Source organism: Pseudomonas sp. S9 (assembly GCF_000222125.1).
GTDB lineage: Bacteria > Pseudomonadota > Gammaproteobacteria > Pseudomonadales > Pseudomonadaceae > Aquipseudomonas > Aquipseudomonas segetis.
This window is the reverse complement of sequence record NZ_AFFX01000004.1, coordinates 193,423-207,833: the sequence shown is the minus strand read 5'-3', so window position 1 is coordinate 207,833 and position 14,411 is coordinate 193,423. Positions and strand designations below refer to the sequence as shown.

At 58.0% G+C, this 14,411-nt stretch carries 11 protein-coding genes and 2 pseudogenes; 9 read left to right on the top strand and 4 right to left on the bottom strand.

The features are described 5' to 3' along the window. The first annotated feature begins 110 nt into the window (after positions 1-110). The 3 genes from PSES9_RS0109965 (at position 111) to PSES9_RS23305 (ending at position 3,868) form a co-directional block, all read left to right on the top strand. Positions 111-1,775 (top strand): GMC family oxidoreductase, encoded by a 1,665-nt coding sequence (locus tag PSES9_RS0109965; protein ID WP_010486508.1) that lies wholly within the window; start codon positions 111-113, stop codon positions 1,773-1,775. Between the two features lie 86 nt (positions 1,776-1,861). Next, positions 1,862-3,184, top strand: coding sequence for an MFS transporter (locus tag PSES9_RS0109960; protein ID WP_010486506.1), 1,323 nt, complete (start codon positions 1,862-1,864; stop codon positions 3,182-3,184). A gap of 309 nt (positions 3,185-3,493) precedes the next feature. Further along, complete coding sequence (locus PSES9_RS23305) at positions 3,494-3,868, top strand: DUF3461 family protein (RefSeq protein WP_010486504.1); 375 nt, start codon at positions 3,494-3,496, stop codon at positions 3,866-3,868. Between the two features lie 7 nt (positions 3,869-3,875). On the opposite strand, the gene PSES9_RS0109950 is transcribed toward PSES9_RS23305, so the two are convergent. Next, a complete protein-coding gene (locus tag PSES9_RS0109950) occupies positions 3,876-4,121 on the bottom strand; it encodes a hypothetical protein (protein WP_010486503.1) in 246 nt (81 codons plus the stop codon). A 207-nt stretch (positions 4,122-4,328) separates the two neighbouring features. Here PSES9_RS0109950 and PSES9_RS0109945 point away from each other — a divergent pair, with 207 nt between their 5' ends. The 5 genes from PSES9_RS0109945 to PSES9_RS0109925 all read left to right on the top strand — a co-directional run bounded on the left by PSES9_RS0109945 (position 4,329) and on the right by PSES9_RS0109925 (position 10,439). Beyond that, positions 4,329-5,309: an AAA family ATPase gene (locus PSES9_RS0109945; RefSeq protein WP_010486500.1), complete on the top strand. Its 981-nt coding sequence runs from the start codon at positions 4,329-4,331 to the stop codon at positions 5,307-5,309. An 8-nt stretch (positions 5,310-5,317) separates the two neighbouring features. Further along, a complete protein-coding gene (locus tag PSES9_RS0109940) occupies positions 5,318-7,036 on the top strand; it encodes a cobaltochelatase CobT-related protein (RefSeq protein ID WP_010486499.1) in 1,719 nt (572 codons plus the stop codon). A gap of 340 nt (positions 7,037-7,376) precedes the next feature. Continuing rightward, entirely contained in the window at positions 7,377-8,393 is a 1,017-nt protein-coding gene (locus PSES9_RS0109935) for a TRAP transporter substrate-binding protein (RefSeq protein ID WP_010486497.1), read from the top strand. Between the two features lie 110 nt (positions 8,394-8,503). Further along, positions 8,504-9,103: a TRAP transporter small permease gene (locus tag PSES9_RS0109930; protein ID WP_010486496.1), complete on the top strand. Its 600-nt coding sequence runs from the start codon at positions 8,504-8,506 to the stop codon at positions 9,101-9,103. Then, positions 9,096-10,439, top strand: a complete 1,344-nt coding sequence (locus tag PSES9_RS0109925) for a TRAP transporter large permease (protein WP_010486495.1) — start codon at positions 9,096-9,098, stop codon at positions 10,437-10,439. The genes PSES9_RS0109930 and PSES9_RS0109925 overlap by 8 nt, the downstream gene beginning before the upstream one ends. A gap of 84 nt (positions 10,440-10,523) precedes the next feature. Here PSES9_RS0109925 and PSES9_RS0109920 read toward each other — a convergent pair whose 3' ends face one another. Beyond that, positions 10,524-11,543, bottom strand: coding sequence for a Leu/Phe/Val dehydrogenase (locus tag PSES9_RS0109920; protein WP_010486494.1), 1,020 nt, complete (start codon positions 11,541-11,543; stop codon positions 10,524-10,526). Between the two features lie 273 nt (positions 11,544-11,816). Here PSES9_RS0109920 and PSES9_RS0109915 point away from each other — a divergent pair, with 273 nt between their 5' ends. Then, positions 11,817-12,620 (top strand): SirB1 family protein, encoded by an 804-nt coding sequence (locus tag PSES9_RS0109915; RefSeq protein WP_029529475.1) that lies wholly within the window; start codon positions 11,817-11,819, stop codon positions 12,618-12,620. Between the two features lie 12 nt (positions 12,621-12,632). Here the strand turns inward: PSES9_RS0109915 and PSES9_RS25700 are convergent. Together PSES9_RS25700 and PSES9_RS25695 are read right to left on the bottom strand one after the other, a co-directional pair. Further along, positions 12,633-12,818 (bottom strand): annotated as a pseudogene (locus PSES9_RS25700) (response regulator transcription factor); the annotation flags it as partial. 51 nt (positions 12,819-12,869) lie between these two features. Continuing rightward, a pseudogene (locus PSES9_RS25695) lies at positions 12,870-13,856 on the bottom strand (helix-turn-helix transcriptional regulator); the annotation flags it as partial. Positions 13,857-14,411: the final 555 nt, after the last annotated feature.

Genomic DNA, 14,411 nt, shown 5'->3' with positions numbered 1-14,411 from the left:
GCCCTTGGACTCAAGCGAAACACATTTCTGGCCCAACATTAATGAACCATTTTGTTCTAATTTGATTTCGAACTTCGGTTTCACACTAATAAAAACAAAGAGGATTTCGAATGTCGCTCACCTATGACTTCGTCGTAGTGGGTGCTGGTTCAGCAGGCTGCGTGCTAGCAAACCGGCTCAGCGAGAACGGGCGCTACAGCGTCTGCTTGCTGGAAGCGGGCCCACCCGATCGCTATCCGTGGATCCACATCCCCATTGGCTACGCCAAGACCATGTTCCACCCGGTCTATAACTGGGGCTTCTACACTGACCCTGACCCCGGCATGAACAACCGCCGCATCTACTGGCCCCGCGGGAGAGTCTGGGGCGGTTGCAGCTCAATCAACGGACTTATCTACATTCGCGGCCAGCAAGCCGATTACGATGCCTGGGCCGAGTCAGGCAACCAGGGCTGGGGCTGGAAGGATGTTCTGCCTTACTTCCGCCGTGCTGAAAACAACGATCTTGGATCCGGTCCGACCCATGGCACCGAAGGCCCGCTATGCGCCTCCAGCATCAAGGCACGCCACCCGCTCACCGAGGGCTTTATCGACGCCGCCAAGGCACTGGGTGTACCGCGCACCAATGACTTTAATACAGGTAACCAGGAAGGGGTCGGTTATTACCAGCTGACCACTCGCAAGGGCCTGCGTTGCAGCACGGCAGTGGCTTATCTGCACCCGGCGCGCAAGCGCAGCAACCTGAGCATCATTTCCCTGGCCAAGGTGCAAAAGATACTGTTCGAAGCCAAGCGCGCAACAGCCGTGGTGTTCGAAAAAGACGGTCACCTGCAGACCATCCATGCCAGACGCGAAGTGATACTCAGCGCCGGTGCCTTGCAGTCACCACAGGTGTTGCAGCTTTCAGGCGTTGGCCCAGCCGAGTTGCTCAAGCAATTCTCGATACCAGTGGTTCACGAGCTGCCTGGGGTCGGTGAAAACCTGCAGGATCATTTGCAGATCCGCATGATCTACGAGTGCACCCGGCCCATTACCACCAACGATGAGCTGCGTTCGCCCTGGCGCAAACTGCGCATGGGTTTGCAATGGCTCTTCACCCGCAGTGGGCCGCTGGCCATTGGTATCAATCAGGGCGGCTTGTTTACCCGGGTCATGGCGCAAAGCAAAACGCCCGACATCCAGTATCACTTCGGCACGCTCAGCGCTGATTCCGCGGGCGGCAAGGTGCATCCGTTTTCCGGGTTCACCATGTCGGTCTGTCAGTTACGGCCAGAGAGCCGTGGCTATGTGCGAATCGTCTCGAGTGACCCAAACCAGCCACCTTCGATGCAGCCCAACTACCTGTCCACCGAGTTGGACCGGCAAACCGTGATTGCCGGAGTGCGTTACACGCGCAAGCTGGCCGAAACAGGGCCGCTCAAGGAGCTGATCAAGCGTGAGCACCTGCCGGGAATCGAGCAACAGAGTGACGAGCAGATTCTTGAATTCTGTCGCCAGTACGGCGCGACCATTTTCCACCCCTCGGGCACTTGCAAAATGGGGCACGACCCCATGGCAGTGGTTGATTCACGTTTGCGTGTCCATGGCATCCAGGGCTTGCGGGTGGTTGATTGCTCGATCATGCCGACCCTGGTTTCCGGTAACACCAATGTGCCGGTGGTCATGATCGCCGAGAAAGCTGCAACCATGATTCTCGAAGACGCCGTCAAACCCAGGCCTGTTGTACCCAATGCTATTGCAGCACAGTCCTCGGAAGCGCTTTCCCACGCGCTCTGAGCAACCGACAGCAGTGAAGCCAGCGCTGCGCGTCGGCTAGCTGCAAGCAGGCTTTATTGCCCAGCCAAACACATAGGAATACTGACATGTCCACGTCCAACCCCGTGCGCAAAGTCGTAGTCGCAAGTGTCATAGGCGCCACCATTGAGTGGTACGACTTCTTTCTCTACGGTGTCGTTGCCGGCATCGTGTTCAACCACCTGTATTTCCCAAGCGACGACCCGCTTATTTCAACCATGCTGGCCTACGGTACCTTTGCCGTTGGCTTTCTGAGCAGGCCAATCGGCGGCGTGATTTTCGGCCATTTCGGCGACAAGATCGGCCGCAAGAGCATGCTGGTCATGACCATGATGATCATGGGCGTTGCCACCTTCCTGATTGGCCTGGTGCCCACCTATGACAGCATTGGCATCTGGGCGCCGCTTATCTTGCTGCTGTTACGCATCTTCCAGGGCATCGGCCTGGGCGGCGAATGGGGCGGCGCAGTGCTGATGGCCTTTGAATATGCGCCAAAACACAAACGCGGTTTCTACGCCAGCCTGCCACAAATCGGCCTGGCCATCGGCTTGTGCCTGGCCTCAGGTGTTGTCGGGCTGTTGTCATATTTCCTCACGGATACGCAATTCCTTGAGTGGGGCTGGAGAATTGCCTTCCTGCTCAGCGCGGGACTGGTATTTGTCGGTACCTGGATTCGTCTCAATGTCATGGAGAGCCCGGAGTTTGCCAAGGTCAAGGCTGCAAACGCCGAAGCGGCCATCCCCTTTGTCGACATGATGAAACGCTACCCGAAAAATGTCCTGGCCGGCATGGGTGCACGCTATATCGACGGAGTGTTCTTCAATGTTTTCGGGGTGTTCTCGCTCAGCTACCTGACGCAAACACTCAACCTGCCACGCTCGGAGGCTCTGATTGGCGTCATGGTTGCCGCTGTTGTCATGTGTTTTAGCATTCCCATGTTTGGCGCGTTGTCCGACCGCATTGGCCGTACCCGGGTCTATTTCTGGGGATCACTGATTACCGCCATTTCAGCCTTCCCGGCGTTCTGGCTGATGATGACCAGCGGCGGCAATATGTTCATCATTTGGCTGGCCATTGTGGTACCGCTCGGTATTTTCTATGCAGCGGTTTATGGGCCTGAGGCAGCGCTGTTCTGCGAGCTGTTTGACGCCAAGGTGCGCTACACGGGGATCTCGTTTGTCTATCAATTCTCCGGAATCTTCGCCAGCGGCCTGACCCCGATGATTGCCACCGCGCTGATGCGCAGCAACGACGGTCAGCCCTGGACGACCTGCCTGTATGTGTTGTTCGCCGGTGCGGTGAGCGCTTACTCCGCCTGGTGGATTGGCAACCGCAACAAGCGCTCAGCCAGTGAGTCACTGCTGAATACGGCCCCCGCCGCCAGTCGCTAGGCAATTGGAAAACAGCCGCCCCGCTTAGACGTTGATCCAAGCGGGGCTGCTGGTCATAACTGGCCCCATAAGGCTGCCAGTCCTGGCTCTTGGCCAAAGTCAGTAACGCACTAGACTTTAGCCACCTCTCCAAAGGAGAGTCGCCTCCCTTCCCGCTTGTAACATCGCGCCTTGCACCCAGGCTGCAGATCGGGAAACACCAAAACAATAACAATGCGCCAAGCTTGCGACTGCTGAATAAGCCAGTTGGATTCTTTGCTGTGCGTATGAAATGGAGCCGAATATTACTGACACTTGAGAACCACTGCCATGAACGACTATCCGACCCTGAAAGAGCTGGGCATCCACGCTACCGCAACCATCAAGCGCTTCAGCCTGCGCCGCGAGAGTGACCGCGATGTGTTGAAGATTCACTTTTATCGCCCGGCCAAGGCACTGCGCTCGCCCAGCCAGAAGTTCACCTTTGCCCATCCGCGCAAGGCCATTCCCGGGCAAAGTCGGCTTAGCCAGGCCTTCGCTGAGTTAGCTCCAAGCAGCCCGGTATTGCGCAGCGCGCTGGTCGAGCTCAAGCAGCTCACAGCGCAACAACGGCCGGCACCACAGGCAGAGCCGCTTGCCATTGTGAACCCGGCCGCACCAAACCGGCTAGCTGAAGCTCGTCCAGCAGCCGAGTGCCTCGGCTGAAGCGGTTTTAGCTCTGAACTGGCTCAGCAGCAGTGCTCATCTGCGCCATCTTGCTGGCAAAAAGCTGAGCCAGTGCATTCGCGTCGCCTCCCGACTCATCCAGGGCATCGACCACCGCCTGCAACGTTGGCTGGGTTTTCTCCAGAAGCGCCTCTATATATTGCTCGGGCGTCACCTGGGTATGCGCCTCATAGCGCTTGAACAGGTCGAGCAACTGCTTGTTGACCGGGAGTATCAGGGTATCTGTGGACATGGGTAAACCTCTCGCTAGCCTGGCCCCATCCTTAGTGGGTTCAGCTCCAGACAATAGAGCCAGTTCGCTACCAGGGGTGGCGCCAGCAATACCGATCAGCTGTTTACCACTCACCGTTGGCCGTATAAGCCACAGCCAACTGGCCCCTTCGCCACGGTATGGGCGTCTTTAGAATCAGGTCATTGTCCTGTTATCGAGGCACCATCCATGACCGACCTGAAGCTTGAACCTGCCAGCCGCCTGGTGCCTGCTCGCGAACTCTTTGGCATAGACAGCAAGATGCGCGTGCCAGTTTTGCTCAAGCAGGATGATCAAGTACCCGAGATCGACAGCGCCTACCGCTTTAACCCGGAGGTCACCCAGGCGGTGCTCGCCGGCTTCACCCGCAACCGCCGCGTCATGCTGCAAGGTTTGCACGGCACGGGTAAATCCACCCATATCGAACAGATCGCCGCACGGCTCAACTGGCCCTGTGTGCGGGTCAACCTGGACGGTCATATCAGCCGCCTGGACCTGATCGGCAAGGACGCAATAGTGTTGCGCGAAGGCAAGCAGGTCACCGAGTTTCAGGAAGGCATCCTACCCTGGGCGCTGCGCCGTCCGGTGGCGCTGATCTTCGACGAGTACGATGCCGGGCGCCCAGATGTGATGTTCGTTATCCAGCGTATTCTCGAACGCGACGGCAAGCTTAACCTGCTCGATCAGAACCAGCTCATTACCCCCCATCCACTGTTTCGCCTGTTCGCCACCTCCAATACCGTGGGCCTGGGCAACCTCAACGGCTTGTACAACGGCACGCAAGTGCTCAACCAGGCGCAGCTTGATCGCTGGAATATCGTCGCCACCCTCAATTACTTGCCACCCGAGGAGGAGCAAGCCATTGTCGCCGCCCGCGTGCCACAGTTGCTTGGGCTTTATGACTCAAGCCTGCTGGCCGCGATGGTTGCCGTTGCCGGGCTGACCCGCGAAGGCTTTGCCTGCGGCGACCTTTCGACCCTGATGTCGCCACGCTGCGTTATTTCATGGGCGGAAAACACGGAGATCTTCGCGGACCCCGCGCTGGCGTTTCGCTTGTCCTTCCTCAACAAGTGCGACGAGGCAGAACGCAGCATAGTTGCCGAGTATTACCAGCGCTGCTTCGATCATGAACTTGAAGAATCCGCCCTGCCCAAGCTGGCACTGGCTTGAGCATTCAAATGCAGCCGCCTCGGCGTGAAAAGCACCAGCAACAACTCGAGGAACTATGCGCGGCGACCTTGCGCGCACTCTCGGGAGAACGCCGCCTGCGTTATCGTGGCGCCCGCCTGGAGGTCAATGGGCAACGAATAGCAGTACGCGCCCCCCATCTGCACCCCAACCCGGAACATGATGATTTTTCGGCCTATCGTGGCGTTGCCGACAGCCTGGCACTGCGCCTCAAGCACAGCGACAGAGCATTGCTGCAAACGCAATTGCCAGACCAGCCGATCGCCCGCCTGGTCTTCGAGCTGCTCGAACAGCTGCGGGTTGAGTCGCTGGTCAGCGACAGTCATCCGGGCGTACGCCGTAACCTGATGCAGCGCTTTGCGCAGTGGAGCCAGCAGTTTCTCGATTCAGGTCAAGCCGAGGGCCATGTAGGGCTGATGCTCTACACCCTGGCGCAAATGAGTTGGTTCTTGCTGTGCGGCGGGCGGGCCAGCGAGCAGACTGAGATGTTGATCGAGGCCCCCAGGCTGAGCCTGCTTGGACATTTCGGCCCACACTTTGGTCTGTTGCGCCGTTGCCGCCATCAACAATCGATGTACGGCCTGCATGCGCGGTTTATCGCCGAAAAAATCGTCGAACTGCTGGATCAACTTGATGTACAAAAGGATGAGCGCAAAGCATCCCAAGCCACCGAAAAGGTACAGCTCACCTTTGCCCTGCTGCTTGACGACGCTGAAGGCGACGGCGAAGGGCAAGACAGCAGTCATGCCAACACCCAGAGCAACTCACGCAATAGCCAGCAGGCGTTCAGCTATCAGGTGTTTAGCCGCGACTATGACCGCGAAGTACTGGCTCACAACCTGGTTCGCGCAGACCTGCTTAGACAACTACGCCAGCGCCTGGACCAACGCATGGCGGCTCAGGGCCTCAACCTGCCACGCCTGGCCAAACGCCTGAGCGCATTGCTTGCCCGCCCCCAACGCGATGGCTGGGCCTTTGCCCAACAGGACGGCCAGATCGATGCTAGCAGGCTCAGTCGCCTGATCATCAGCCCGCAACAGCAGGAAATATTCCGTCAAGAACGCCTGCGCCCGAAATGCGATTGCGCAGTCAGCCTGCTGATTGATAACTCTGGCTCCATGCGTAACCACATCGACGCCATCGCCCTGCTGGTCGACAGCCTGGCCCGCGCCTTGGAGCTGGCGGGAGCCCAGACAGAAATACTCGGTTTCACAACCGGACAGTGGAATGGTGGGCGCCCGTTAAAGCACTGGCGTGCCAGCGGCCAGCCCGCCGAACCTGGCCGTTTGAATGAACTGGAGCATCGCATCTACAAAGACGCCAGCACCTCTTGGCGTAAGGCCCGACCTAGCATCGCCGCACTACTCAAATCCGATCTTTTCCGCGAAAGCATTGATGGCGAAGCCCTGCTTTGGGCCCAGCGCAGGCTGCTGAAGCTGCAGGCCACACGGCGCATATTGATCATCATCAGCGATGGTTGCCCAATGGACGGCGCGACGCACCAGGCCAACACCAGCGATATCCTCGATCTGCACCTGAAACAAGTCGCCCGGCAGATCGAGCAGCAATCTGCAGTACAACTCTATGCACTTGGGGTTGGCCTGGACCTAAGCAACTACTACCGCAACAGCCTTGAGCTAGACCTTGCAAGCAGCTTCGACAACCGCGTATTCGATGAAATTCTGCAGCTACTGCAACGGCGTCTCTGAGCATGCAGATCCGCTATTATCTGGCACCTTCCAGCACAGCCAAACACCCCTGAAACCTGCGCTGTCTTTTGGTGCAAGCACCTGATTTATCGCGTTTTTCCGCCCCTCATTCGAGCATGGAAAACTGGCCCTAGACAGGCCATAAATGTGGCCCTAAACAGCCCGGCAACACAGGCGGATTATTGATCAGGTCAAATGTAATTGACGGGTTATAACCGGCTGCACTTGCAGCAATACTGCACCTGGAGCGCCCGTTAAGCCTTACTCGAGCCTTGCTTACACAGCAGTCGCTCGATCTGCACTTTCGTAATCCAAAACAACTAGAACGGAGTACGCAGTTATGACAACCAGCAAAGGATTCACCCGACCGATTGTCCTCGCCCTATGCTTACTGGCGGCAGCCATGGGCAGCAGCATTACCCAAGCGAAAACCTTCCGCGTTGCCGTAGGCGATGGTGCCGGTGGCACCCAACATGAGCTGGGCCTAAAGTTTGCTGAAGAACTGAAAGCCCGGACCGGTGGCAAGGATGACGCCAAGCTCTTCTTAAATGGCCAACTCGGCAGCGAAGAAGACACCGTCAGCAACGCGGCCATGGGTACGCTGGACTTCTCGATCCTGGCCATCAACAACGTCACGCCATTCTCGCCCTCGGTTGGCATCCTGACGATGCCCTACATGATCCAAAGCCTCGATGACGCCGTAACCCTGACCCAGAGCGATATCGGCAAGACCCTGATCGACAACACTGTGCGCGATGCCGGTGTGCGCATTATCGGCTGGGCCTACTCAGGCTTCAGGGTCCTGACCAACTCAAAGAAGCCGGTCAAGACAGTGGAAGACCTGGCAGGCCTGCAGATTCGCGTACCCAAGAACGAAATCATGATCGACACCTACCGCGCCTGGGGCATCAACCCAACGCCAATGGCCTGGTCCGAAACCTTTACCGGCTTGCAGCTGAAGGTGGTTGACGGTCAGGACAACCCTTACCTGACAGTCAATGCCATGAAGTTTGACGAGGTGCAAAAATATGTCACCAACCTGCGCTACCTGTTCTCTATCGAACCACTGATTGTCAGTGAATCGATGTTCCAGGAACAAAGCCCGCAAATGCAGCAAATCATCCTCGATGCGGGCAAGGCGGCAACGCTGCACAGCGCCAAGTGGCTGGTTGAGCAGGAAGACAGAATCAAGCAAGAGCTGGTCACAAAGGGCATGGAAATCAGCGATCCGGCCAACGGTGAGAAAGAATGGATTGATCTGGCCGTGTCGAAAGTCTGGCCCAAGTACTACGAGCAGCTCGGCGGCAAGGAGCAAGTCAATGTGGTGCTCAAGGCCTTGGGTCGCGAGACCATCTAAGCCAGCACCTGAACGTTGAAACCGCCATCGGTGCAACCCCCGCCGATGGCTGACCGCTCACGCTGTAGAGCGCAAAGCCCGATTGCCGGGTACGCGTTCGGGAAAGCGCTATGAAATCTTCCAGCCGTTTATTCAACATTATCGACAACCTTGAAAATTACATTTGCCGGGTACTCCTGGCGCTGTTTGTAATTATCCTGTTTGCCCAGATTCTCAGCCGCAACCTGTTCAATCACTCGCTCTCCTGGACAGAAGAGCTGGTGACCTACATGTTTGTCTGGTTCGCCTTCTTTGGTGCCAGCTACGCCGCCAAACTGGCCGCCCATAACCGCGTGACGTTCCAGTTCAAGCTGATGCCGCGCAAGGTTGCAGTTGCACTTGAAGCACTCTCGGACCTGATCTGGATCTGCTTCAACTGCTACTTCGTCTACCTCAGCGTGATGTTCTTCATGAAGGCCAATGTCTTCTGGAAATCACAAACTCTGGGCGTACCCATGAAATACCTCTACCTGATCTTGCCTATCGCCTTCAGCTTGATGACCCTGCGCGTGCTCCAGGTCAACTACTACAAACTGGTCAAGGGCATCGATATCCGTGATCCGGAAGCTCAGGAACTGGACAAGATCATCCACGACGCTCAAGCCCAGACAGCCGGGCAACCCCCAAGTACGCGCCAGGTAACTCATCTACAGGAGCGGGTTCATGGTTGATACCACTGTTGTTTATATCCTGTTTGGCTCCTTTATCCTGTTGTTGCTGATTGGCACGCCGATCAGTATTTCATTGGCGGTTTCGGCCCTGGCCTCTTTTCTCTACCTTGGCGAAAACCCGATCAAGTTCGTTCAGATCGCCTTTACCTCGGTGGGATCGTTTCCCTTGATGGCGCTGCCGGCATTTATTCTGGCAGGCGCATTAATGGAGGCAGCAGGTATTTCCAGGCGCCTGGTAGCCTTGGCCGAAAGTTTTGCAGGCCCCATAACCGGTGGCATCTCGGCCGCTGCGGTACTGGCCTGCCTGTTCTTCGGCGCCATCTCAGGGTCGGGCCCCGCGACCACGGCTGCCGTGGGCATGCTGATGATCCCGGCGATGGTCAAGCGCGGTTACGCCAAGGGCTATGCCTCGGCGGTTACGGCGTCTTCTGGCGGCTTGGGGATCATCATTCCGCCGTCGATTCCGATGGTCATCTTCGGTATTTCAGCCATGGGCATGCTGCCGCCGCCTGCCGCTATCGAGAAATACGGTGCATTCGATACGGTGTCGATTCCGAAACTCTTCATCGCGGGCGTGGTGCCTGGCCTGATGCTGGCCGGAGGCCTGTTGGCCATGAACTACATTCGCTGCAAAAAGCTGGGCTACACCGGCAGTAGCGAAGGTTGGTCATCCAGCAGGATACGCAAGGCCATGCGTGAAGGATTCTGGTCGATGCTCGCCCCATTCGTGATTCTCGGCGGCATCTATACCGGCCTGTTCACTCCGACCGAATCGGCCATAGTCGCGATCTTCTATACCTTGTTTGTCGGCTTGTTTATCCACAGGGAACTGAGTTTCAAGGAGATCTTCAAGTCACTTGAGACAACCACATGGATCACTGGCCGGGTGCTGGTCATCCTGTTCACCGCCACGGTATTTGGCCGGTTGCTGGTAGAAAATCAGATTCCTGCGGTAGTGGCCGACTCGATGCTCAGCCTGACCGACAACATCTACCTGATCTGGATACTGATTATCGGTTTCCTGCTGTTTGTCGGCATGTTCATGGAAACCCTGGCCGCGATCATGATCCTGACCCCGGTGATTCTGCCGATCACCTACACCCTGGGAATTGATCCCGTGCATTTCGGGATAGTACTGATCTGCTGCCTGAGCATTGGTTTCATGACACCGCCCATGGGCGAAAACCTGTTTGTTGCCTCGGGCATATCCGGCACCGCTATCGAAGATATATCCAAGCGTGCCCTGCCATTCGTGGCGATACTGACCATTGCGACCTTTATCATTGCCTGCGTGCCGGCAATCAGCCTGACGCTCCCCAGGTTGCTCGGTTACTGACCGGGCCCGGCGGACACCATAATGGCCCGGTACAGCGGGCCATTTATATTTGACTTGGCATCTGGCTGGCCGATCCCAGGCCTTTCAGGGGTATAGCAAGCGCTCTGCCAGCGCATCGGCCACTCGCGCCGGAGGTCGCTTGTCCGCCTGGGCATGGGCAAATATCTCGGTCAGCCGAGAAGATATCCTGGCCAAATGCGCAGTGATCGACGGCAGGCTTTCGCCACGGTGATTGAGGGCGACGTAAATCAACCCGCCAGCGTTGATCACATAATCCGGGGCGTAGAGAATCCCCCGGGCTTGCAGCGCATCAGAGATATCAGGACTGGCCAATTGATTATTGGCAGCGCCAGCAACCGCTGAGCACCGCAGGCGAGACACCGCCAACTCATCAAACACGCTGCCCACCCCACAAGGCGCCAGGATGTCACAGGGAACGCTGAGAATCTCGTGATTGGGCACCGGATGCGCGCCAAACTGCTCGATCGCCAATTCCACCTTGCCCAGATCCAGATCGCTGACCAACAGTTCCGCGCCCGCTGCGTGCAACTGTTCCGCCAGCGCGTAACCAACGTTACCCAAGCCCTGGATCGCCACCCGCAAGTCTTCCAGGTCATCGGAGCCCAAGCGCGCGTAGGCCGTGGCCCTGATACCGGCAAACACGCCCATGGCGGTATGGGGTGATGGATCACCTGCCTGGGTGGTGCTGGTGACATGCTGGGTGGCCTGGGCGATGCAGTCCATATCAATGCTGGAAGTCCCGCTGTCCATCGCAGTGATATAGCGGCCATCGAGGCTCTCGATAAACCGGCCAAATGCTTCAAACAACGCGGCGCGGTCATTGATATGTGGAGGACGCATGATCACCGCCTTGCCACCGCCCTGGTCCAAACCGGCCAGCGCCGCTTTATAGCTCATGCCCTGGGCAAGACGAATCGCATCCTGCACCGCAACCTGTGTATTGGCGTAGGGTAAAAATCGGCAGCCACCCAACGCAGGCCCCAGTTGGGTGTTGTGTATTGCAATGATTGCCTTGAGACCTGTCTGCGGATCCTGCGCGAGATGGAGCGTCTCAAACCGGGCGGCGTCCATGATGTCGAACATGATAAAGCTCCCTAGGGTCTGCCGCCCTTTCATCACCAGCCGCGCTGCGGTGAAACGGTGGCAGCCCCCAATGCGGATTGATGCAATTATAGCTTGCCCCTTAAAAAGCAACTGACTGGCTCAGCATAAGCCAGTACAGCGGCCTACGCTGTGTGCATAAGCAGACGCCTGCAAGCCGCTGGATAAACCGACAAATTGCCATATTGGATTTAACTTTCGGCTATGGACGCCAGGTCGCAAGAGGGTTACAAATGGCAGACCAGAGGTATCGCCATGAGCCCACGCCAACGCTGCTTTGCCTGTCTAGACCAGAACCCACCCGCCTTGCTTGAAGCGGCGCTGTGGCTTGCGGCTGAACATGATCCGACCCTGCAGCCGACCGAAACGCTTGCGGCGTTTGATGAATTGCTGCATCAGGTACGGACGCGACTGCCGGTGCTGCCAGCCGCTCAACTGGCAATGCCACTGCTACGCTGCTTGGGCGACCTGGATTTTCACGAGGATGACAGCGCTCCCCTGCGCCCTCAGGCAAGCTTGCTGCACCTGGTAATGCGACGCCGTCGCGGGCAACCCCTGGCGCTGGCGATAATTGCCCTGGAACTGGCGCAACGCCTGGACATACCGCTGCAGGGGGTGAATTTTCCCGGTCACTTTCTAGTCCGGGTGCCTGGCGCCGACCATATGCTTGACCCTTGCAGTGGCCGTCGCCTGTACACCCAGGATTGCCGTGCCTTTTTGATCCGCCACTTTGGCAGCAACAGGGAGTTGCATGCAGACAACTTAACAGCCTGCGATCCTCCGAGCATGCTCCAGCGCATGTCGCGCAACCTGCGACACCTGCATGTGCAGGATGATGATTACCTTGCAGCCCTCAAGGATGCCGAACGCGTGCTCCTGCTTGGCCCTCCCAGCGCAGCGGACCACCTGGCGCGTGCCGATATCTATCAACAATTGGCCTGCCCGCAAGCCGAGCGTTTCGATGTTGAGCGGGCCTTGATGCTCAGCGAAGACGGCGTGACCCAGTTAGCCCTTGGCGAACGCCTGCGTAGACTGGGTCACGCCCACCCCTTGCACTGACAACCCCGGCGACTACAGCAAACCCTGTGCCTTGGCACGGGCAACGGCTTGAGTACGGCGCGCCACCCCAAGCTTGCCATTAATGCGCCGCGCGTGGGTCTTGACCGTATGCAGCGAGATAAACAGCTGGTCGGCGACTTCCTGGTTGGAGCAACCCTGGGCAATCAACCTCAACACTGCAAGTTCGCGGCAACTGAGCAGGGTATCGACGTTATCCGCGGCAACAGGTGCCTCCATGCCGCGCTGGGCCCACAAACGCTTATAGTTCAAGCGCGCAGCCAGCTCATGCAACTGGCTACGGGCATTGGCCTCACCCGCCCTGTCGCCCATCGTCTCGCACGCGCGGGCCAACAATGCCCAAAGCTCGCAAGCCACCACCAGCCGCCCCTGCTCGATGACCTCTTCAAGCATCTGTAACACGGGCCCACGCACATCCTTGCCCTGGTCAAGATCAATACTCAAGAGTGAATAGCGCAGGCGTACGATGAGCTCGGGATAATATTGTGGCGGCAACATGGCATGCTCGCGCCGGTGATAGGCAAGCACTTGAGTCAGCGCCTCGCGCGCGCGCTCATGGTGACCCTGGCCGATCCACAACTGGCTGCTGGCCAACAGCAACACGCCGCGATACAAGGTATCGGCCACGCGGTGACGCTGCATAAGGCGCTCGGCCTCCGCAAGCAAGGCAAAGGCACCAGCGATATCACCCTCATAAGCGGCCAACTCGGCCATGGCCAGATAACTGTAGAAAGCGCCCGGATCACCATAATCGAGCGCGTCGCTCAAGGCCGTGCGCAGTAAACAGCGGGCATCCTCGAACTGGCCCTGACGAATTGCCAGGCGCCCCAGACGCAGATAAATACGCCCCAGAATTGGCGTTTTGCGCAATGCCTGATGCTGATATTGGTCGCGTACCCGTTCCAGCAACGCCTGCGCACGAATAAACTCGCCCCGCACTTCAAGCAATAGCGCGTGGTCAAGTTCCAATAGCGCCTCGAACACCGCACTGCCATGACTTCGCGCGACCCTGAGCGCTTCGTGGGCCAGGCGCTGGGCCTCATCCAGACGGCCCTCACCAATCGCCATCTGGGTCAGCACGGAGCGGCAGATCAGCGCCTGTGCCCAGGCACTTTCAGGCAGGTATTGAAGCGCCTGCTGCAGATGCTCAATGGCCTCATCGCTGCGCACTCGCGAACAGGCCTCGACGCCTTTCAAAGCCTGCCACTGGGCGAACATTTCACGGGTACGGGCCGGATCAGGCCGAGGCTGAAATCGCCCCAGCGCCGCCGCGCAATGGCTTGCCTCGTCCAGGCGCCCGGCCAACAGCATGATCCAGCCATTCAAGGCCACCAGCCGCGGCGTGCTCATCAACAGGTCTTCAGGCAAATCCGCGCGCCAGCGTAATATCAGGCCTATGTCTTTGCCCTGCAACAAGTTCTCTTCGGTAAAGCGCTCGAGAAAACTTGCCGCCACCTCTGGCTGGCCAGCCTTGAGCGCATGCTCGACCGCTGCGGGAATATCGCCATTGCTGGCAAACCACTGGCTGGCATGCAAATGGATAGCGGTTACGGACGTATTGGGCGCGCAATGCCGAAGCTGTGTCGCCAGGGGCTCAAACAGCTGGAACCAATCACTCTGGTCATCGATCGGCTGGATAAAAAGACCGCGTGCACGTAGCGCCTGCAACCAATTGGCGCCCTCACCCACACCCAGAACATGCTCACAAAGCTCGGCGTTGAAGCGCGGCAACTGTGCCAATTGCAAAAGGGCCTGGCGCAATTCCGGCGCCAG

What these genes read in the sequence shown, in the direction of transcription:
- PSES9_RS0109925 (WP_010486495.1), top strand. Translation starts at nt 9,096, where the DNA reads ATGGTTGATACCACTGTTGTTTATATCCTGTTTGGCTCCTTTATCCTG.
- PSES9_RS0109930 (WP_010486496.1), top strand. Translation starts at nt 8,504, where the DNA reads ATGAAATCTTCCAGCCGTTTATTCAACATTATCGACAACCTTGAAAAT.
- PSES9_RS0109915 (WP_029529475.1), top strand. Translation starts at nt 11,817, where the DNA reads ATGAGCCCACGCCAACGCTGCTTTGCCTGTCTAGACCAGAACCCACCC.
- PSES9_RS0109950 (WP_010486503.1), bottom strand. Translation starts at nt 4,121, where the DNA reads ATGTCCACAGATACCCTGATACTCCCGGTCAACAAGCAGTTGCTCGAC.
- PSES9_RS23305 (WP_010486504.1), top strand. Translation starts at nt 3,494, where the DNA reads ATGAACGACTATCCGACCCTGAAAGAGCTGGGCATCCACGCTACCGCA.
- PSES9_RS0109960 (WP_010486506.1), top strand. Translation starts at nt 1,862, where the DNA reads ATGTCCACGTCCAACCCCGTGCGCAAAGTCGTAGTCGCAAGTGTCATA.
- PSES9_RS0109920 (WP_010486494.1), bottom strand. Translation starts at nt 11,543, where the DNA reads ATGTTCGACATCATGGACGCCGCCCGGTTTGAGACGCTCCATCTCGCG.
- PSES9_RS0109945 (WP_010486500.1), top strand. Translation starts at nt 4,329, where the DNA reads ATGACCGACCTGAAGCTTGAACCTGCCAGCCGCCTGGTGCCTGCTCGC.
- PSES9_RS0109940 (WP_010486499.1), top strand. Translation starts at nt 5,318, where the DNA reads ATGCAGCCGCCTCGGCGTGAAAAGCACCAGCAACAACTCGAGGAACTA.
- PSES9_RS0109965 (WP_010486508.1), top strand. Translation starts at nt 111, where the DNA reads ATGTCGCTCACCTATGACTTCGTCGTAGTGGGTGCTGGTTCAGCAGGC.
- PSES9_RS0109935 (WP_010486497.1), top strand. Translation starts at nt 7,377, where the DNA reads ATGACAACCAGCAAAGGATTCACCCGACCGATTGTCCTCGCCCTATGC.